General features: G+C 62.3%; 19 protein-coding genes. 18 read left to right on the top strand and 1 reads right to left on the bottom strand.

Going from position 1 to position 18,110, the window contains the following annotated elements:
• Positions 1 to 19: 19 nt before the first annotated feature.
• The 14 genes from rpoC to BMG03_RS17815 all read left to right on the top strand — a co-directional run bounded on the left by rpoC (position 20) and on the right by BMG03_RS17815 (position 15,209).
• The gene (rpoC, locus tag BMG03_RS17880; RefSeq protein ID WP_075773831.1) at positions 20 to 4,246 is read left to right on the top strand and encodes a DNA-directed RNA polymerase subunit beta'; all 4,227 of its coding nucleotides are present in this window, start codon (positions 20 to 22) and stop codon (positions 4,244 to 4,246) included.
• 135 nt (positions 4,247 to 4,381) lie between these two features.
• Positions 4,382 to 5,092 carry a hypothetical protein gene (locus BMG03_RS17875; protein WP_075773832.1) on the top strand — a complete coding sequence of 237 codons (711 nt, stop codon included), beginning with the start codon at positions 4,382 to 4,384 and terminating at the stop codon, positions 5,090 to 5,092.
• A gap of 117 nt (positions 5,093 to 5,209) precedes the next feature.
• Positions 5,210 to 5,959: a glycosyltransferase family 2 protein gene (locus BMG03_RS17870; RefSeq protein ID WP_075773833.1), complete on the top strand. Its 750-nt coding sequence runs from the start codon at positions 5,210 to 5,212 to the stop codon at positions 5,957 to 5,959.
• A gap of 5 nt (positions 5,960 to 5,964) precedes the next feature.
• Entirely contained in the window at positions 5,965 to 6,270 is a 306-nt protein-coding gene (locus BMG03_RS17865) for a lipid-A-disaccharide synthase N-terminal domain-containing protein (RefSeq protein ID WP_075773834.1), read from the top strand.
• A complete protein-coding gene (locus BMG03_RS17860) occupies positions 6,245 to 7,693 on the top strand; it encodes an ArnT family glycosyltransferase (RefSeq protein ID WP_077701327.1) in 1,449 nt (482 codons plus the stop codon). The genes BMG03_RS17865 and BMG03_RS17860 overlap by 26 nt, the downstream gene beginning before the upstream one ends.
• Before the next feature lies 1 nt (position 7,694).
• Complete coding sequence (locus tag BMG03_RS17855; RefSeq protein ID WP_075773835.1) at positions 7,695 to 8,423, top strand: phosphatase PAP2 family protein; 729 nt, start codon at positions 7,695 to 7,697, stop codon at positions 8,421 to 8,423.
• A 244-nt stretch (positions 8,424 to 8,667) separates the two neighbouring features.
• Entirely contained in the window at positions 8,668 to 9,039 is a 372-nt protein-coding gene (gene rpsL, locus BMG03_RS17850) for a 30S ribosomal protein S12 (RefSeq protein WP_038074720.1), read from the top strand.
• Positions 9,040 to 9,051: 12 nt separating this feature from the next.
• Entirely contained in the window at positions 9,052 to 9,522 is a 471-nt protein-coding gene (rpsG, locus tag BMG03_RS17845) for a 30S ribosomal protein S7 (RefSeq protein WP_075773836.1), read from the top strand.
• An 18-nt stretch (positions 9,523 to 9,540) separates the two neighbouring features.
• Positions 9,541 to 11,664, top strand: coding sequence for an elongation factor G (gene fusA / locus BMG03_RS17840; RefSeq protein ID WP_075773837.1), 2,124 nt, complete (start codon positions 9,541 to 9,543; stop codon positions 11,662 to 11,664).
• Between the two features lie 60 nt (positions 11,665 to 11,724).
• Entirely contained in the window at positions 11,725 to 12,900 is a 1,176-nt protein-coding gene (tuf, locus tag BMG03_RS17835) for an elongation factor Tu (RefSeq protein ID WP_077701325.1), read from the top strand.
• A 213-nt stretch (positions 12,901 to 13,113) separates the two neighbouring features.
• A complete protein-coding gene (gene rpsJ / locus BMG03_RS17830; RefSeq protein WP_036639457.1) occupies positions 13,114 to 13,422 on the top strand; it encodes a 30S ribosomal protein S10 in 309 nt (102 codons plus the stop codon).
• 10 nt (positions 13,423 to 13,432) lie between these two features.
• The gene (gene rplC, locus BMG03_RS17825; protein WP_075773838.1) at positions 13,433 to 14,299 is read left to right on the top strand and encodes a 50S ribosomal protein L3; all 867 of its coding nucleotides are present in this window, start codon (positions 13,433 to 13,435) and stop codon (positions 14,297 to 14,299) included.
• On the top strand, positions 14,296 to 14,916 hold the full coding sequence (gene rplD / locus BMG03_RS17820; protein WP_075773839.1) for a 50S ribosomal protein L4: 621 nt from the start codon (positions 14,296 to 14,298) through the stop codon (positions 14,914 to 14,916). Before rplC ends, rplD begins: the two co-directional genes overlap by 4 nt.
• Positions 14,913 to 15,209: a 50S ribosomal protein L23 gene (locus BMG03_RS17815; protein WP_075773840.1), complete on the top strand. Its 297-nt coding sequence runs from the start codon at positions 14,913 to 14,915 to the stop codon at positions 15,207 to 15,209. Before rplD ends, BMG03_RS17815 begins: the two co-directional genes overlap by 4 nt.
• Before the next feature lie 124 nt (positions 15,210 to 15,333).
• On the opposite strand, the gene BMG03_RS17810 is transcribed toward BMG03_RS17815, so the two are convergent.
• Positions 15,334 to 15,639 (bottom strand): SH3 domain-containing protein, encoded by a 306-nt coding sequence (locus BMG03_RS17810; protein WP_075773841.1) that lies wholly within the window; start codon positions 15,637 to 15,639, stop codon positions 15,334 to 15,336.
• A 256-nt stretch (positions 15,640 to 15,895) separates the two neighbouring features.
• Between BMG03_RS17810 and rplB the strand changes: the two genes are divergently transcribed.
• From rplB to rpsC, 4 genes are read left to right on the top strand one after another with little or no spacing between them, the layout of a single operon-like run.
• Entirely contained in the window at positions 15,896 to 16,735 is an 840-nt protein-coding gene (gene rplB / locus BMG03_RS17805; protein ID WP_075773842.1) for a 50S ribosomal protein L2, read from the top strand.
• 3 nt (positions 16,736 to 16,738) lie between these two features.
• Entirely contained in the window at positions 16,739 to 17,017 is a 279-nt protein-coding gene (gene rpsS / locus BMG03_RS17800; protein ID WP_075773843.1) for a 30S ribosomal protein S19, read from the top strand.
• 5 nt (positions 17,018 to 17,022) lie between these two features.
• A complete protein-coding gene (rplV, locus tag BMG03_RS17795) occupies positions 17,023 to 17,403 on the top strand; it encodes a 50S ribosomal protein L22 (RefSeq protein ID WP_075773844.1) in 381 nt (126 codons plus the stop codon).
• The gene (gene rpsC, locus BMG03_RS17790; RefSeq protein WP_075773845.1) at positions 17,403 to 18,110 is read left to right on the top strand and encodes a 30S ribosomal protein S3; all 708 of its coding nucleotides are present in this window, start codon (positions 17,403 to 17,405) and stop codon (positions 18,108 to 18,110) included. Before rplV ends, rpsC begins: the two co-directional genes overlap by 1 nt.

The raw sequence follows: 18,110 nt of genomic DNA, 5'->3' as shown, positions 1-18,110 counted from the left end.
CTCATTCAAGGATTTACAGATGAACCAGGAACTGACCCAAAACCCGTTCAACCCGCTCGCGCAGCCGAAGGCGTTTGACGAGATCAAGATCTCGCTCGCCTCGCCGGAGCGGATCCTGAGCTGGTCCTTCGGTGAAATCAAAAAGCCGGAAACCATCAACTACCGTACGTTCAAGCCCGAGCGTGACGGTCTGTTCTGCGCGCGCATCTTTGGCCCGATCAAAGACTACGAATGCCTGTGCGGCAAATATAAGCGCATGAAGTATCGCGGCGTCGTCTGCGAGAAATGCGGCGTCGAAGTCACCCTCCAGAAAGTGCGCCGCGAGCGTATGGGCCACATCGAACTGGCCTCGCCCGTCGCTCACATCTGGTTCCTCAAATCGCTGCCTTCGCGCATCGGCCTGATGTTGGACATGACGCTGCGCGACCTCGAGCGTATCCTCTACTTCGAAAACTTCGTGGTGATCGAGCCGGGTCTGACCGACCTGCAATACGGTCAGCTGATGTCCGAAGAAGAGTATCTCGACGCGCAGGACACCTACGGCGCGGATGCTTTCACCGCCAATATCGGCGCGGAAGCGATCCGTGAAATGCTTGCTGGCATCGATCTCGAAGCCACGGCCGAGCAGCTCCGCGAGGAGCTGAAGGAAGCCACCGGCGAGCTGAAGCCGAAGAAGATCATCAAGCGTCTGAAGATCGTCGAGTCGTTCCTCGAGTCGGGCAACCGTCCCGAGTGGATGGTGCTGACCGTGCTTCCGGTGATCCCGCCGGAACTGCGTCCGCTCGTCCCGCTCGATGGTGGCCGGTTCGCGACTTCGGATCTCAACGATCTCTATCGTCGTGTGATCAACCGGAACAACCGTCTCAAGCGTCTGATCGAACTGCGTGCGCCCGACATCATCGTGCGCAACGAAAAGCGGATGCTGCAGGAATCGGTCGATGCGCTGTTCGACAACGGCCGTCGCGGCCGCGTCATCACGGGCACCAACAAGCGCCCGCTGAAGTCGCTCTCGGACATGCTGAAAGGTAAGCAGGGTCGCTTCCGTCAGAACCTTCTGGGTAAGCGCGTCGACTTCTCGGGTCGTTCGGTCATCGTGACCGGCCCGGAACTCAAGCTGCACCAGTGCGGTCTGCCGAAGAAGATGGCGCTCGAACTCTTCAAGCCCTTCATCTACTCGCGCCTTGAGGCCAAAGGCCTGTCGAGCACCGTGAAGCAGGCAAAGAAGCTGGTCGAGAAAGAGCGTCCCGAAGTGTGGGATATCCTCGACGAGGTCATCCGCGAGCACCCGGTTCTGCTGAACCGTGCGCCGACGCTGCACCGTCTGGGTATCCAGGCGTTCGAACCGATGCTGATCGAAGGCAAGGCGATCCAGCTGCACCCGCTCGTCTGTTCGGCGTTCAACGCTGACTTCGACGGTGACCAGATGGCCGTCCACGTCCCGCTCTCGCTGGAAGCCCAGCTGGAAGCGCGCGTGCTGATGATGTCGACGAACAACGTTCTGTCGCCCGCCAACGGCGCGCCGATCATCGTTCCTTCGCAGGATATGATTCTGGGTCTCTACTACGTGACCATGGAACGCGAAGGCATGAAGGGCGAAGGCATGTCCTTCTCCTCGGTCGAGGAAGTGGAGCACGCGCTCAACTCTGGCGAAGTGCATCTGCACGCCAAGATCACCGCGCGGATCAAGCAGATCGACGAAACAGGTAACGAGGTCTACCAGCGTTTCGAGACCACGCCCGGCCGGGTGCGCCTCGGCGCGCTGCTGCCGCTGAACGCGAAAGCTCCGTTCGAGCTGGTGAACCGTCTTCTGCGTAAGAAAGACGTGCAGAACACGATCGACACCGTCTACCGCTATTGCGGTCAGAAAGAGTCGGTCATCTTCTGCGACCAGATCATGGGCATGGGCTTCAAGGAAGCGTTCAAGGCGGGCATCTCGTTCGGCAAGGACGACATGGTGATCCCGGACAACAAGTGGGACATCGTCGAAACCGTCCGCGACCAGGTCAAGGACTTCGAACAGCAATACATGGACGGTCTGATCACCCAGGGTGAGAAGTACAACAAGGTCGTCGATGCGTGGTCGAAGTGTAACGACAAGGTCACCGACGCGATGATGAACACCATCTCGGCGCCGAAATACGACGAGAACGGTGCCGAGCAGGAACCGAACTCGGTCTACATGATGGCCCACTCGGGTGCGCGTGGCTCGGTGACGCAGATGAAGCAGCTGGGCGGCATGCGTGGCCTCATGGCCAAGCCGAACGGCGAGATCATCGAGACGCCGATCATCTCGAACTTCAAGGAAGGTCTGACCGTTCTTGAATACTTCAACTCGACTCACGGCGCCCGTAAGGGTCTGTCGGATACCGCACTGAAGACGGCGAACTCGGGGTACCTGACCCGTCGTCTGGTGGACGTCGCTCAGGACTGCATCGTGCGTACGCATGATTGCGGCACCGACCGCGCGATCACCGCGTCGGCGGCTGTGAACGACGGCGAAGTCGTCGCTCCGATCTCGGAGCGCGTGCTGGGCCGTGTCGCAGCGGATGATGTGACAGTTCCGGGCGAGGACGAAGTGATCGTCCGCGCCGGCGAGCTGATCGACGAGCGCAAGGCCGACGCGATCGAGCAGGCGGGCGTCCAATCCGTCCGTATCCGCTCGGCGCTGACCTGTGAGGCCGAAGAGGGCGTTTGCGCGCTCTGCTACGGTCGCGACCTCGCACGCGGTACGCTGGTGAACCAAGGCGAAGCGGTGGGCATCATCGCCGCGCAGTCCATCGGTGAACCCGGTACGCAGCTGACGATGCGGACCTTCCACCTGGGCGGTGTTGCTCAGGGTGGCTCGCAGTCGTTCCTCGAGGCCAGCCAGGAAGGCAAGATCGAGTTCCGTAACGCCAACATCATCCTCAACGAGATGGACGAGCAGATCGTCATGGGCCGGAACATGCAGATCGTGATCGTGAACGATCAGGGTGACGAGCTTGCCTCGCACAAGATCGGCTACGGCACCAAGGTCTTCGTGAAGGATGGCGAAACGGTCAAGCGCGGCGACAAGCTGATCGAATGGGATCCCTACACCCTGCCGATCATCGCCGAGAAGCCCGGTAAGGTGCGCTTCGTGGACCTCATCTCGGGTATCTCCGTTCGCGAGGATACCGACGATGCGACCGGCATGACCCAGAAGATCGTGTCCGACTGGCGCGCTGCGCCCAAGGGCAACGATCTGAAGCCGGAAGTTCTGATCCTCGGCGAGGATGGCGAACCGGTCCGCAACGAAGCGGGCAACCCGGTGACCTATACCATGTCGGTGGACGCGATCCTCTCGGTGGAAGACGGTCAGGACGTGAAGGCGGGCGACGTCGTTGCGCGTATTCCGCGCGAAGGCGCCAAGACGAAGGACATCACCGGTGGTCTGCCGCGTGTGGCCGAACTCTTCGAGGCACGCCGTCCTAAGGATCACGCGATCATCGCCGAAATCGATGGCTATGTGCGCTTCGGCAAGGACTACAAGAACAAGCGTCGGATCGCGATCGATCCGCGTGACGAGGGTCTGGAGCCGGCAGAGTACATGGTGCCGAAAGGCAAGCACATCCCGGTGCAGGAAGGCGACTTCGTGCAGAAGGGTGACTACATCATGGATGGCAACCCGGCGCCGCACGACATCCTGCGCATCATGGGGATCGAGGCTCTGGCCGACTACCTCATCAACGAGGTGCAGGACGTCTATCGACTGCAGGGCGTGAAGATCAACGACAAGCACATCGAGGTGATCGTTCGCCAGATGCTGCAGAAGATCGAGATCCTCGACTCCGGCGATACGACGCTCCTCAAGGGCGAACATGTCGACAAGGTCGAGTTCGACGAGGAGAACGACAAGGTCGCGGCCCGTGGTGGGCGTCCGGCGCATGGCGAACCCGTGCTGCTCGGCATCACCAAGGCGTCGCTGCAGACCCGGTCGTTCATCTCGGCGGCCTCCTTCCAGGAGACGACCCGCGTCCTCACCGAAGCCTCGGTGCAGGGCAAACGCGACAAGCTCGTGGGCCTCAAGGAGAACGTCATCGTCGGCCGTCTGATCCCGGCGGGTACCGGTGGCGCGACCACCAAGGTCCGCAAGATCGCGACCGAGCGCGACTCCAAGGTCATCCAGCAGCGTCAGGCCGAGGCGGAAGCCGCGGCAGCGCTGGCGGCTCCGACCGAGGAAGAAGCCGATTTCGGTCCGGTCGAGACGCCCGAAAGCCGCGATTGATCCAACTCCGGTTGGAGACGATATGACACACCCCCGCGCGATCGCTCGCGCGGGGGTTTTTCTTTGCGCGAACCCGATCCGTGGGGCAGTGTAACGTCGAAAGGCGAAAGCCTGTTTGCCGGAGGAGGGACCCCGATGATCCGCTTTGTCACCCCGTTTGCGCTGAGCGCGTTGATCGCGTTGCCTGCTTTCGCAGGAGCCTATCAGGATGCGGAGGCCCAGCTGCGCAAGGCCTATGGGGCCTATCGTGCGGCGCTGTTCCTGTCGAACCAGGGCAAGCAGGCGGAAACCAAGGCCGCGCTCGATCGCTTCGTCGGAGAGTGGCAGACCCTGTCGAACGAATGGACCGCTTCGCCGCCGCCGCAATATGCCGATGACGCGGTTCTCGGCGCGACTTTCGACAAAGTCAGCGAGCTTGCGGCGAAGGCCGAGGAAGAGGTGGCCGCCGGGAACCTGCCCGAGGCGCATGAGACCCTCGAAGGGGTGCGTGAGAGCATCGGCGATCTGCACCTGCGCAACGGTGTCGTCGGCTTCTCGGACCGGATGAATGCCTATCACGCGGAAATGGAAAAGGTGCTCGCCCGCGATTACGTCGGGATGGGCGGCGAGGGCGCGCGCCAGTTGATCGCGGATGCCTCGCTTCTGAGCTACCTCGCGGCGCAGGTCGTCAAGCATCCGGCGCCGGAGGCCGACGCCGATATGAGCTATCAAAAACTCGTGGACGGCTTCGCGGTCTCCGTCGCGTTTTTCTATGATGCGGCGATGGCGGGCGACATGGAGCGCGCGATGGAGATGCGAAACGCCCTCAAAGCGAGCTACGCGCAGCTTTTCGCGAAATTCGGCTGATCGGCCACAGGGGGGCGGCTGTCCCGGCATGATCCGTTTACAAGACCGGGTCGCAGGTCTAATAGAGCCGCACCTTCGGCGCTACCGTGGCGCAGCGACAAAAGAGTTCTGGCACCCATGCCCGAGATTTCCATCGTCATCCCGGCAAAGAACGAGGCGCCCAACATCGCGGGGCTCCTCGACGAGATCGACGCCGCCTGCGCGCCGGTTTGCGACTACGAGGTGATCGTGGTCGATGACGGCTCGGATGACGGGATGGACCAGATTCTGCGCGAGCGCATGGAGACCCATCCGAACCTGCGTCTGCTGCAGCATTTGAACGCCGCCGGTCAGCGGGCTTCGGGCGGTCAGAGCGCGGGCGTGCATTCGGGCGTTCGGGCCGCGAAGGGCCACATCATCTGCACGCTCGATGGTGACGGTCAGAACCCGCCGTCGGAACTGCCTGCGCTTATGGCGCCGCTGCGCGCCGAGGGCTCCGAGATGATCGGGCTGGTCGCGGGGCAACGCGTCGGGCGGCAGGACACGATGTCGAAGAAGCTGGCGTCCAAGCTCGCGAACAAGATCCGCGGCGCGATCCTCAAGGATGGAACCCGCGACACCGGTTGCGGCCTCAAGGCATTCCGGCGCGAGGCGTTCCTGGCGCTGCCCTATTTCGACCATATGCATCGCTACCTCCCCGCGCTGTTCTCGCGCGATGGGTGGCAGGTGGCCCATGTCGACGTGGCCCACCGCTCGCGCGGCGGCGGCAGCTCGAATTACAACAATCTGCAGCGCGGTCTTGTCGGCATCGTCGACCTGATGGGCGTTGCGTGGCTTCTCCGTCGGCGCAAGAAAGCGCAGCCCGGAGAAGTGGCGCGCGAGGAGTGACGCCGATGGACTGGCTGATGGATATGCTTCACGTGGAAAGCATAGTCGAGCTGTGGTGGGTCCTGTTCGGCCTGCTTGCGCAGCTGATGTTCACCGGGCGGTTTCTCGTCCAGTGGATTGCCTCCGAGCGCAAGGGCGAATCCGTAGTGCCCATTTCGTTCTGGTATTTCTCGGTCGCGGGCGGTGCGATGCTGCTGACCTATGCGCTCTATCGCAGAGACCCGGTTTTCGTTCTCGGCCAGTCGCTCGGGGTGTTCATCTACGGGCGCAATCTGTGGCTGATCTATGCCAAGCGTCGGCGCGAAGCTTGATCGCGGGGCGGATCGGGACGGCTGGTTCCTCCCGACCCTGATCGTCGTCGCCGCGGCCACTGCGCTGCGGCTCGTATTCCTGGCGTTCAACAAAACCGATCTCTTCGTCGACGAGGCGCAATACTGGCTTTGGGGCCAGCATCTCGACTTCGGCTATTATTCTAAGCCGCCGCTGATCGGCTGGCTGCTTCGGGCGGTGACCGATCTGGCGGGCTCCGATGCGCCGTTCTGGGTGCGGATGCCGGGCGCCATTCTGCACGGAATCACGGCGCTGGTACTTGGCGCCTTGGGAGCCCGGATCGCATCGCGTCGGGTCGCGATCTGGTCGGCTGCGATCTATGTGACGCTGCCCTTCGTCGCGCTCGGCTCGGTGCTGATCTCGACCGATACGGTGATGGCGCCCTTCTACGCGTTAAGCTTGCTGTTCCTGCACCGCGCGGGCGGTAGCCGCCATTGGTCGGACGCGCTGGCCGCGGGGCTGACGGCAGGGCTGGCCTTCATGGCGAAATACGCTGCAATCTACCTGATCCCCGGTCTGGCGCTGGCTGCACTTGTCGCGCCGGCATGGCGGATCGGCTGGCGCAATACGGGGATTGCGGCGCTGGCGTTCGGGCTCGTGATCGCGCCGAACGTGGTCTGGAACCTCACCCATGGCCTGACCACGGTCTCGCATACGATGGATAACGTCGGCTGGGTCCGCGAAGGGGCCGAGCTGAATTTCAGCTCGATGCTCGAGTTCGTCGCCTCGCAATTCGCCGTCTTCGGGCCGGTGACGATGGTGGCATTGCTGATCGGCTATGCGAGTTGGGGCGACCCGGCGAAGCGCGGGCTGGCGATGCTCTCGGTGCCGCCGCTGGTCGCGGTGACGCTCGAGGCGCTCTTGGACCGGGCCTATGCCAATTGGGCGGTCGCCGCCTATTTCGCCGGAACCGTTCTGGCGGCGATGGTTCTGCGCGACATCTGGCGCTGGATTGCAATCCTGATCAACGGTCTGATCGCGCTGTCGATCCCGCTGCTGACCGTCCTCGCACCCTATCCGCAAAAAGACGGCGCGCCGCTTCTGAAGCGGTGGTTGGGGCAGGCCGATCTGAGCCGCCAGATCCTGACGCTCGCGAAAGAGGCCGATGTTCCGGTGTATGCCAGCAATCGCGCAATCCTCGCCGATCTGTTCTATACGGGGCAGGGCGCGGGCGTGACCGTCTACGCACCGAGGCCCGTCGTGCGGGCCGACAGCTATTACGAGCAGATGTGGCCCTTGCCACAGGACTACAACGGCCGCCTACTTCTGATCGCCAACAGCCCGCCCGATTGCGGCAGCGGCCCGGTCTCGCCGGCGGCGCAGCTCGACGCGACGGGGACTTGGGCCGATAAGGGATATGCGGCTTATCTGGTGGAGGCGCGCTGTGTCCGTTCCGAAAATTGATATGAGCTTTGCCGTCCGGCTGCTGCTGGCGGCGTGGATCGGAGGCTTCCTGCTGTTCCGCCTGGTGCCGGAACTCGATCTGGGCACCGCCGGGCTGTTCTACCGGGCAGGGGAGGGGTTCACGGTCATCACCAACCCGCTCTGGGAATGGCTGCGCCAGCGGATCTGGGATATCTCCATCGTGCTGTTCGTCGTCTCGCTCGTGGCGTGGCCATGGGCGGGGTTGCGCCATCGCACGGTGCTGCGTTTGCCTGCGCGGATCTGGGCCTTCATCTGCCTTCTCTATCTGCTTGGTCCGATCGTGGTCGTGAACGGCGTGCTGAAGGCGAATTCCGGGCGAGCGCGACCTGCGAATGTTGATCTATTCGGCGGCGCGCATCACTTCAGCCTGCCGGGCACCTTCACCGATCAATGCTCGCGGAACTGCTCGTTCGTGTCGGGCGAGGTCGCGGCGGCAGTTGCGCTGGGGCTGCTGATATGGCTCGGCGCAGAGCTGTGGCGGGCGCACCTGCCACGCTGGGGCGTGCTCTATCTGCGCGCAGTCGGCGTCTTCGTCGCGGTCTTCATCATCGTGCAGCGGATCGGCACCGGACGGCACTTTCTGTCCGACACCTATTTCGCCGGACTGGTAAGCCTTACGGTGGCCTGGCTGCTCTGGGGAATCCTCTTCGCAGGGTGGGGCGCGCGGCTTGTGGCGCAAGTGCGCGGCGAGGCCCGGCGCGAGAGTTGACAACCCAGACGACTCCCCCTATACGCCGCGCTACCTGACGGGTGAAGTCTGCCCGAAGGGTCGCCGATTTCTAGTGGTCATGATCCGGGCCTTCGCCCCGATCCTCTGGAATTCAACGCATTCGCCGCGGTCCTCGGGCCGGGGAGGAATGCGATTTGGCGTTTTCGCGAATCCGCGCGGAAACGCGTCGAGAAGTGGCGCCTCCGGAAACGGGGCGAGTATTGACAGCAGAACGGGGAACCGAATGCCGACGATCCAACAGCTGATCCGCAAACCGCGGCAGCCCAAGGTGAAGCGCTCTAAGTCGCAGCACCTCCAAGAATGCCCGCAAAAGCGTGGCGTGTGCACGCGCGTCTACACTACGACGCCGAAGAAACCGAACTCCGCTATGCGTAAGGTTGCCAAGGTGCGCCTGACGAATGGCTTCGAGGTCATCTCCTACATCCCGGGCGAGAAGCACAACCTCCAGGAGCACTCCGTTGTGCTCATTCGTGGCGGCCGTGTGAAAGACCTTCCGGGCGTTCGTTACCACATCCTGCGCGGTGTGCTCGATACGCAAGGTGTTAAAGACCGTCGTCAACGCCGTTCGAAATACGGCGCGAAGCGTCCGAAGTAAGGAGATCTCGAGATGTCTCGTCGTCACGCCGCTGAGAAGCGCGAAGTCCTGCCCGACGCCAAATATGGCGATCGCGTGCTGACCAAATTCATGAACAACCTGATGATCGACGGCAAGAAGTCCGCCGCCGAGAAAATCGTCTACAACGCGCTCAACCGCGTTGAGGGCAAGCTCAAGCGTGAGCCCATCGAGGTGTTCCACGAAGCCCTCGACAACGTGAAGCCTTCGGTCGAAGTGCGTTCGCGTCGTGTGGGTGGTGCCACCTATCAGGTTCCGGTCGAGGTGCGCCCGACCCGCCGCGAAGCGCTGGCCATCCGCTGGCTCATCGCTGCCGCCAAGTCCCGCAACGAGAACACCATGGAAGAGCGCCTCGCCGGCGAACTCCTCGATGCCGTGAACTCGCGTGGTTCCGCGGTCAAGAAGCGCGAAGACACCCACAAGATGGCCGACGCGAACAAAGCGTTCAGCCATTATCGCTGGTAATAACGGAAGGACGCCACCATGGCTCGCGAATATCCCCTAAAGCGTTATCGCAACTTCGGGATCATGGCGCATATCGACGCTGGTAAAACCACGACGACCGAGCGCATCCTGTTCTACACCGGCAAGTCGCACAAGATCGGCGAAGTGCACGACGGTGCTGCTACCATGGACTGGATGGAGCAAGAGGCCGAGCGCGGCATCACCATCACCTCGGCAGCTACCACGACTTTCTGGCAGTGGCAGGAAGATCCGACCGCCGAAGGTACGGATGATACCAAGTTCCGTATGAACATCATCGACACCCCCGGCCACGTCGACTTCACCATCGAGGTGGAGCGTTCGCTGGCCGTGCTCGACGGCGCTGTCGCGCTGCTCGACGGGAACGCCGGTGTTGAGCCGCAGACCGAGACCGTGTGGCGTCAGGCTGACCGCTACAAGGTTCCGCGCCTCGTCTTCGTCAACAAGATGGACAAGATCGGCGCGGACTTCTTCAACTGCGTGAAGATGATCAAGGACCGCACCGGTGCGACTCCGGTTCCGGTGAACTTCCCGATCGGTGCCGAAGATCAACTCGAAGGCATCGTCGACCTGGTCACCATGGAAGAGTGGGTCTGGAAAGGCGAAGATCTGGGCGCTGCCTGGGTGCGTCAGCCGATCCGTGACGATCTGAAGGCGACCGCGGACGAATGGCGTTCGCACCTCATCGAGAACGCCGTCGAGCAAGACGACGACGCGATGATGGCCTATCTCGAAGGCGAAGAGCCCGATATCCCGACGCTGCGCAACCTGATCCGCAAGGGCACGCTGTCGCTGTCCTTCGTTCCGGTTCTCGGTGGTTCGGCCTTCAAGAACAAGGGTGTCCAGCCGCTGCTCAACGCCGTGGTCGACTTCCTGCCCTCGCCGCTCGACGTGCCCGCCTACATGGGCTTCTCGCCGGACGACGAGACGGAAACCCGCAACATCGCACGTCATGCCTCGGACGAAGAGCCCCTGTCGGGTCTCGCGTTCAAGATCATGAACGACCCCTTCGTGGGTTCGCTCACCTTCACGCGCCTCTACTCGGGCACGCTGAAGAAGGGCGACTCGATCCTGAACTCGACCAAAGGTCGTAAAGAGCGCATCGGTCGTATGATGATGATGCACTCGAACAACCGGACCGAGATCGAAGAAGCCTATGCGGGCGACATCATCGCGCTGGCCGGTCTCAAAGAGACCACCACCGGTGACACGCTGTGCGACCCGAACAACCAGGTCGTTCTCGAAACGATGACCTTCCCCGATCCGGTGATCGAGATCGCCGTGGAGCCGAAGTCGAAAGCCGACCAGGAAAAGATGGGCCTCGCCCTTCAGCGCCTGGCAGCCGAAGACCCGTCCTTCCGCGTCGAAACCGACCTCGAGTCGGGCCAGACCATCATGAAGGGCATGGGCGAACTTCACCTCGACATCCTGGTCGACCGCATGAAGCGCGAGTTCAAGGTCGAGGCGAATATCGGTGCGCCGCAGGTGGCCTATCGCGAGACGATCAGCCACGCGACCGAGATCGACTACACGCACAAGAAGCAGACCGGCGGTACCGGTCAGTTCGCGCGCGTCAAGCTCGAGATCTCGCCGACCGAGCCGGGCGAAGGTTATTCGTTCGAGAGCCGCATCGTTGGTGGTGCTGTTCCGAAGGAATACATCCCGGGCGTCGAAAAGGGCATCAAGTCGGTCATGGACTCCGGTCCGCTGGCAGGCTTCCCGGTGATCGACTTCAAGGTTGCGCTGGTTGACGGTGCATTCCACGACGTCGACTCCTCGGTGCTCGCCTTCGAAATCGCGTCGCGTGCCGCGATGCGTGAAGGTCTGCGCAAGGCTGGCGCGAAGCTGCTCGAGCCGATGATGAAAGTCGAAGTGGTGACCCCGGAAGAATATACCGGTGGCATCATTGGCGACCTGACCTCGCGTCGGGGCCAGGTGCAAGGTCAGGACACCCGCGGCAACGCGGTCGTCGTGAACGCCTTCGTGCCGCTCGCCAACATGTTCGGCTACATCAACAACCTGCGTTCGATGTCCTCGGGCCGTGCGGTCTTCACGATGCTCTTCAGCCATTACGAAGCCGTGCCGCAGAACATCTCGGACGAGATTCAGAAGAAATACGCGTAAGGGACGCGCGCCGGGGAGACCCGGCGCCTTTCCCACCCAACGCACTGACAGGAGGCCATCATGGCAAAGGAAAAGTTTGAACGTAACAAACCGCACGTCAACATCGGCACGATTGGCCACGTTGACCACGGCAAGACGACGCTGACGGCTGCGATCACGAAGTATTTCGGTGATTTCCGCGCGTATGACCAGATCGACGGCGCGCCGGAAGAGAAAGCCCGCGGCATCACGATCTCGACCGCGCACGTGGAGTACGAGACCGAGTCGCGTCACTACGCGCACGTCGACTGCCCCGGCCACGCCGACTACGTGAAGAACATGATCACGGGTGCCGCGCAGATGGACGGCGCGATCCTGGTCGTGAACGCAGCTGACGGCCCGATGCCGCAGACGCGCGAGCACATCCTGCTCGGCCGCCAGGTCGGCATCCCGGCGATGGTCGTGTACCTGAACAAGGTTGACCAGGTCGACGACGAGGAGCTGCTCGAGCTCGTGGAAATGGAAGTTCGTGAACTTCTGTCGTCCTACGACTTCCCCGGCGACGATATCCCGATCATCAAGGGTTCGGCTCTGGCCGCGATGGAAGGCCGTGATCCGGAAATCGGCGAGAACTCGATCCGTGCGCTGATGGAAGCTGTCGACAGCTACATCCCGACGCCGGAGCGCGCCGTGGACCAGCCCTTCCTGATGCCGATCGAAGACGTGTTCTCGATCTCGGGTCGTGGTACGGTTGTGACCGGCCGCGTCGAGCGTGGCGTGATCAACGTCGGCGACGAACTGGAAATCGTGGGCATCCGCGACACCTCGAAGACGACCTGCACGGGCGTCGAGATGTTCCGCAAGCTGCTGGACCGTGGTGAAGCTGGCGACAACATCGGCGCGCTGCTGCGCGGCATCGACCGTGACGGCGTCGAGCGTGGTCAGGTTCTGTGCAAGCCGGGTTCGGTGAAGCCGCACACGAAGTTCGAAGCTGAAGCCTACATCCTCACCAAAGAGGAAGGTGGCCGTCACACCCCGTTCTTCGCGAACTACCGTCCGCAGTTCTACTTCCGCACGACGGACGTGACCGGCACCGTGACGCTGCCCGAGGGCACCGAGATGGTGATGCCGGGCGACAATCTGAAGTTCGAAGTCGAACTGATCGCTCCGATCGCGATGGAAGACGGTCTGCGCTTCGCAATCCGCGAAGGCGGCCGCACCGTCGGCGCCGGCGTGGTGTCGAAAATCATCGAGTGATCGGTGGTTTCGGGGCCCACTCCGGGGTCCCGAAAACGACAGTTGGAAAGAATCTGAATGGTGCGCCGAAAGGCGCGCCATTCGCTCTTGACAGACTCAGGGTGACGCCATAGAGGACGCGCCTGATCTGCCAAGATTTATAGGTTCGATGCAGGCGCTACATTCGGTGCCGTCTGCCTCTCAACCTTCACGCCATGCGAAGAGGCATGACATATGACCGGCCAAAATATCCGCATCCGGCTCAAGGCGTTCGATTACCGCGTGCTGGACGCCAGCACCCAGGAAATCGTGAACACCGCGAAGCGCACGGGTGCCCAGGTTCGCGGGCCCATCCCGCTCCCGAACAAGATCGAGAAATTCACGGTTCTGCGTGGTCCGCACATCGACAAGAAGTCGCGCGACCAGTGGGAAATCCGGACGCATAAGCGTCTTCTCGACATCGTCGATCCGACCCCCCAGACCGTGGACGCGCTGATGAAGCTCGACCTCGCAGCGGGCGTCGACGTCGAGATCAAGGTGTAAGGAGGGCATTATGCTGCGGACTGGTGTTATCGCCAAGAAGCTGGGCATGACCCGGCTCTTCCTTGAGGACGGCAAGCAGGTTCCTGTGACCGTTCTCCAACTCGACAAGCTTCAGGTGGTGGCTCAGCGCACTTCCGAGACCGACGGCTACACGGCCGTTCAGCTCGGCGCTGGTGAAGCCAAGGCCAAGCGTACGACCGCCGCCCTGCGTGGTCACTTCGCGAAAGCCAATGTCGCCCCGAAGCGCAAGGTCGCGGAATTCCGCGTCGCTGAAGAAAATCTGATCGAAGTGGGCGAGGAAATCACCGCGAACCACTATTTCGAAGGTCAGTTCGTGGATATCGCGGGCACCTCGATCGGTAAGGGTTTCGCCGGTGCGATGAAGCGTCACAACTTCGGCGGTCTGCGCGCCACGCACGGCGTGTCGATCTCGCACCGCTCGCACGGTTCGACCGGCCAGTGTCAGGACCCGGGTAAAGTGTTCAAGGGCAAGAAGATGGCCGGTCACCTCGGTGCCGTCCGTGTCACGACCCAGAACCTTCAGGTCGTCAAGACCGATGCCGACCGTGGCCTGATCATGGTCAAGGGTTCGGTTCCGGGCGCCAAAGGTGGCTGGGTGACGGTCAAGGATGCGGTCAAGAAGCCGCTTTCCGAGAACATCATCTACCCCGCCGCGCTGAAGTCGGCTGCCGAAGCCGCTGCGAAAGCTGCCGAAGAAGCCGCTGCCGCCGCTGCCGCCGAGGCCGAAGCCGAAGCTCAGCGTCTCGCCGAGGAGCAGGCCGCTCAGGAAGCTGCCGCGCTGAAGGAAGCCGAAGCGTCGATCGAAGCCGATAAAGGCGAAGACGGCGGCGAAGCGCCCGAAGGAGACAAAGAATGAAACTCGATGTGATCAAGCTCGACGCCGGCAAGGCCGGTTCGATTGACCTCGCCGACGAGATCTTCGGGCTCGAGCCGCGTGCGGACATCCTGCATCGCGTCGTGCGCTGGCAGCGCGCGAAGGCTCAGCAGGGCACCCACTCGGTTCTCACCCGCTCGGAGGTCAGCTACTCGACCAAGAAGATCTACCGTCAGAAGGGCACCGGTGGCGCACGTCACGGTTCCCGCAAGGCGCCGATCTTCCGCAAGGGTGGTGTCTACAAGGGTCCGACCCCGCGCAGCCACGCTCATGACCTGCCCAAGAAGTTCCGGGCTCTAGGTCTGAAGCACGCGCTGTCGTCGAAAGCCGCCGCTGGCAAACTGATCGTCCTGGAGGACGCGCAGCTCGCCGAAGCCAAGACCAAGCTGCTGGCGAAAGCCGCCAAGGAGCTGGGCTGGAAGAAGGTGCTGGTGATCGACGGGGCCGAGGTGAACGAGAACTTCGCCCAAGCCGCGCGCAACATCGACGGCATCGATGTGCTGCCTTCGATGGGCGCCAACGTGTATGACATCCTCAAGCGTGACACGCTCGTGCTCACGAAGGCGGGTGTCGAAGCTCTGGAGGCTCGTCTGAAATGAGCGCGAAACCCGAACATTACGACGTGATCGTCAAGCCGGTCATCACCGAGAAGGCCACAATGGCCTCGGAGAACGGCGCTGTTGTTTTCGAAGTGGCGAAAGACGCTTCGAAGCCGCAGATCAAAGAAGCTGTCGAGACTCTCTTCGGCGTCAAGGTGAAGGCGGTCAACACCACCATCACCAAGGGCAAGACCAAGCGCTTCCGGGGCACCCCCGGCCGTCGCTCGGACTTCAAGAAAGCCTACGTGACGCTGGAAGAAGGCAACACGATCGACGTCACCACCGGCCTGTAATCCGGTACGACCGAGACATTGGAAAGGCCCTCGTGATCGCGGGGGCCTTTTCGTTTGCGGAGTTGGATTAGGGGCTTGCCTCTTATGGGGCGCCCGGGTGGCCAGCCCGGGCAGCGCCCACCACTCACTTCTCCCGCAGGTAGCTCTCAGAGACATAGCCGCGCAGGTTGCGCGCGACGTCGAGCGAGACGTTGCACCAGCGGGTATTGCCGCTGCGCTCGCAGCTGCGCACATGGACGATTGCGCCGTTGGGAAGCCCCAGGATTACCTTGTAGCCGGTGCCGGGGCCTGCGCGCAGTTTCAGCATGTCCTGCCCCTTCACCCCGGCGACCTCATAGGTGCCGCGCCACGCGTCGGCGAGGGTCGGGGTGGCGAGGGTGGCTGCCGCGCAGAGCGGAGCGGCGAGCAGAATTGCTCGGGTTGGACGCATCGATTTTCTCCTGTTATGTCGTCTGCCTCGGGGGCCATTTTGCCTGCCCGGACCGCGAAGCGCCAGTTGCTTGGGCCATCGCGTGTAAAAACAGGCCAAGGCTATAGACTCACCCCCATAAGCCTGCTACATCGCGCCAGTCTCGCGGCCTCGGATTCGTTCCGGGGCCCGTGATTTTTGAATTCGGGGACCTTCGGGGCCCTATACACACAGACAGGCGAGGCAACTCGCCGCAAACCAACGGAAGACAGAAAGCATGGCACTCAAGTCGTATAAGCCGACGACGCCGGGCCAGCGTGGGCTGGTTCTGATCGACCGTTCGGAGCTTTGGAAAGGCCGTCCGGTCAAAGCCCTCACTGAGGGTTTGACCAAGTCGGGTGGCCGGAACAACACCGGGCGGATCACGATGTGGCACAAGGGTGGTGGCGCGAAGCGTCTCTACCGCATCGTCGATTTCAAGCGTCGCAAGTTCGATGTTCATGGCACCGTCGAGCGGATCGAATACGATCCGAACCGGACCGCCTTCATCGCGCTGATCAATTATGAAGATGGTGAGCAGGCCTACATCCTCGCACCCCAGCGTCTCGCTGTTGGTGACAAGGTCGTTTCGGGCTCGCGTCACGACGTCAAGCCGGGCAACGCGATGCCGTTCTCGGGCATGCCGATCGGTACCATCGTCCACAACGTCGAACTGAAGCCCGGCAAGGGTGGCCAGATCGCACGCGCCGCGGGCACCTACGCCCAGTTCGTCGGTCGTGACGGCGGCTACGCTCAGCTGCGTCTTTCGTCGGGCGAACTGCGCCTCGTGCGTCAGGAATGCATGGCGACCATCGGTGCCGTGTCGAACGCCGACCACTCGAACCAGAACCTCGGTAAAGCCGGTCGTAAGCGCCACATGGGTGTTCGTCCGACCGTCCGCGGTGTCGCGATGAACCCGATCGACCACCCGCACGGTGGTGGTGAAGGCCGCACCTCGGGTGGCCGTCATCCGGTTACGCCGTGGGGCAAGCCCACCAAGGGCAAGCGCACGCGCGTCAACAAGAAGACGGACCAGTACATCCTGCGTTCGCGTCACGCGAAGAAGAAGGGTCGCTAACATATGTCTCGTTCTGTTTGGAAAGGCCCCTTCGTTGATGCCTACCTGCTGAAAAAAGCAGAGAAGGCTCGCGAGTCGGGCAAAGGCGACGTCATCAAGATCTGGTCGCGTCGCTCCACCATCCTGCCGCAATTCGTCGGCCTCACCTTTGGGGTCTACAACGGTCAGAAACACATCCCGGTCAACGTCACCGAGGAAATGATCGGCCAGAAGTTCGGTGAATATTCGCCGACCCGCACCTATTACGGGCATGCGGCCGATAAAAAAGCCAAGAGGAAGTAATCGTCATGGGTAAGGAAAAGAATCCGCGCCGCGTGGCGGAGAACGAAGCGATGGCGAAGACCCGTATGCTTCGCACCTCGCCGCAGAAACTGAACCTCGTCGCCGCGATGATCCGTGGAAAGAAGGTCGACAAGGCCCTTTCGGACCTGACCTTCTCGAAGAAGCGCATCGCGCTCGACGTGAAGAAGTGCCTCCAGTCGGCGATCGCCAACGCAGAGAACAACCACGGCCTGGACGTGGACGAACTCATCGTGGCGGAAGCCTGGGTCGGCAAGAACCTGGTGATGAAGCGTGGCCGTCCGCGGGCGCGTGGTCGCTTCGGCAAGATCATGAAGCCGTTCTCGGAAATCACCATCAAGGTGCGTCAGGTTGAGGAGCAAGCGTAATGGGTCAGAAGGTTAATCCGATCGGCATGCGCCTCCAGGTCAACCGCACCTGGGATAGCCGCTGGTATGCCGACAGCAAGGACTACGGCGACCTGCTGCTCGAGGACATCAAGATCCGCGAGTTCATCCACGAGGAAGCCAAGCAGGCCGGCGTCAGCCGTGTCATCATCGAGCGTCCGCACAAGAAGTGCCGCGTGACCATTCACGCTGCGCGTCCGGGCGTCATCATCGGCAAGAAGGGCGCTGACATCGAAGCGCTCCGCAAGAAGCTGGCGAACTTCACCGACAGCGAGCTGCACCTGAACATTGTCGAAGTCCGCAAGCCGGAACTCGACGCGCAGCTGGTTGCCGAGTCGATCGCTCAGCAGCTCGAGCGTCGTGTCTCGTTCCGTCGCGCCATGAAGCGCGCGGTGCAGAACGCGATGCGCATGGGTGGTCTTGGTATCCGCGTGAACGTCGCTGGCCGTCTGGGCGGCGCCGAGATCGCACGGACCGAGTGGTATCGCGAAGGTCGCGTTCCGCTGCACACCCTGCGTGCCGACATCGACTACGCGCTGTCCGAAGCGTCGACCCCCTACGGGATCATCGGCGTGAAGGTCTGGATCTTCAAAGGCGAGATCATGGAACATGATCCGCAAGCTCGTGACCGCAAGCACGCCGAAGCCCAAGAGGGCCCGGCACCGCGCGGCCCGCGTCGCGATCGCTGA

It is taken from the genome of Thioclava nitratireducens (assembly GCF_001940525.2).
GTDB classification, from domain to species: domain Bacteria; phylum Pseudomonadota; class Alphaproteobacteria; order Rhodobacterales; family Rhodobacteraceae; genus Thioclava; species Thioclava nitratireducens.
The sequence above is the reverse complement of the archived record's forward strand: the minus strand, read 5'-3'. Positions and strand labels throughout refer to the sequence as shown.

Bases quoted from the DNA above. Each gene is read 5' to 3' on its own strand.
- rpoC (WP_075773831.1), top strand. From the start codon at position 20: ATGAACCAGGAACTGACCCAAAACCCGTTCAACCCGCTCGCGCAGCCG.
- BMG03_RS17875 (WP_075773832.1), top strand. From the start codon at position 4,382: ATGATCCGCTTTGTCACCCCGTTTGCGCTGAGCGCGTTGATCGCGTTG.
- BMG03_RS17870 (WP_075773833.1), top strand. From the start codon at position 5,210: ATGCCCGAGATTTCCATCGTCATCCCGGCAAAGAACGAGGCGCCCAAC.
- BMG03_RS17865 (WP_075773834.1), top strand. From the start codon at position 5,965: ATGGACTGGCTGATGGATATGCTTCACGTGGAAAGCATAGTCGAGCTG.
- BMG03_RS17860 (WP_077701327.1), top strand. From the start codon at position 6,245: ATGCCAAGCGTCGGCGCGAAGCTTGATCGCGGGGCGGATCGGGACGGC.
- BMG03_RS17855 (WP_075773835.1), top strand. From the start codon at position 7,695: ATGAGCTTTGCCGTCCGGCTGCTGCTGGCGGCGTGGATCGGAGGCTTC.
- rpsL (WP_038074720.1), top strand. From the start codon at position 8,668: ATGCCGACGATCCAACAGCTGATCCGCAAACCGCGGCAGCCCAAGGTG.
- rpsG (WP_075773836.1), top strand. From the start codon at position 9,052: ATGTCTCGTCGTCACGCCGCTGAGAAGCGCGAAGTCCTGCCCGACGCC.
- fusA (WP_075773837.1), top strand. From the start codon at position 9,541: ATGGCTCGCGAATATCCCCTAAAGCGTTATCGCAACTTCGGGATCATG.
- tuf (WP_077701325.1), top strand. From the start codon at position 11,725: ATGGCAAAGGAAAAGTTTGAACGTAACAAACCGCACGTCAACATCGGC.
- rpsJ (WP_036639457.1), top strand. From the start codon at position 13,114: ATGACCGGCCAAAATATCCGCATCCGGCTCAAGGCGTTCGATTACCGC.
- rplC (WP_075773838.1), top strand. From the start codon at position 13,433: ATGCTGCGGACTGGTGTTATCGCCAAGAAGCTGGGCATGACCCGGCTC.
- rplD (WP_075773839.1), top strand. From the start codon at position 14,296: ATGAAACTCGATGTGATCAAGCTCGACGCCGGCAAGGCCGGTTCGATT.
- BMG03_RS17815 (WP_075773840.1), top strand. From the start codon at position 14,913: ATGAGCGCGAAACCCGAACATTACGACGTGATCGTCAAGCCGGTCATC.
- BMG03_RS17810 (WP_075773841.1), bottom strand. From the start codon at position 15,639: ATGCGTCCAACCCGAGCAATTCTGCTCGCCGCTCCGCTCTGCGCGGCA.
- rplB (WP_075773842.1), top strand. From the start codon at position 15,896: ATGGCACTCAAGTCGTATAAGCCGACGACGCCGGGCCAGCGTGGGCTG.
- rpsS (WP_075773843.1), top strand. From the start codon at position 16,739: ATGTCTCGTTCTGTTTGGAAAGGCCCCTTCGTTGATGCCTACCTGCTG.
- rplV (WP_075773844.1), top strand. From the start codon at position 17,023: ATGGGTAAGGAAAAGAATCCGCGCCGCGTGGCGGAGAACGAAGCGATG.
- rpsC (WP_075773845.1), top strand. From the start codon at position 17,403: ATGGGTCAGAAGGTTAATCCGATCGGCATGCGCCTCCAGGTCAACCGC.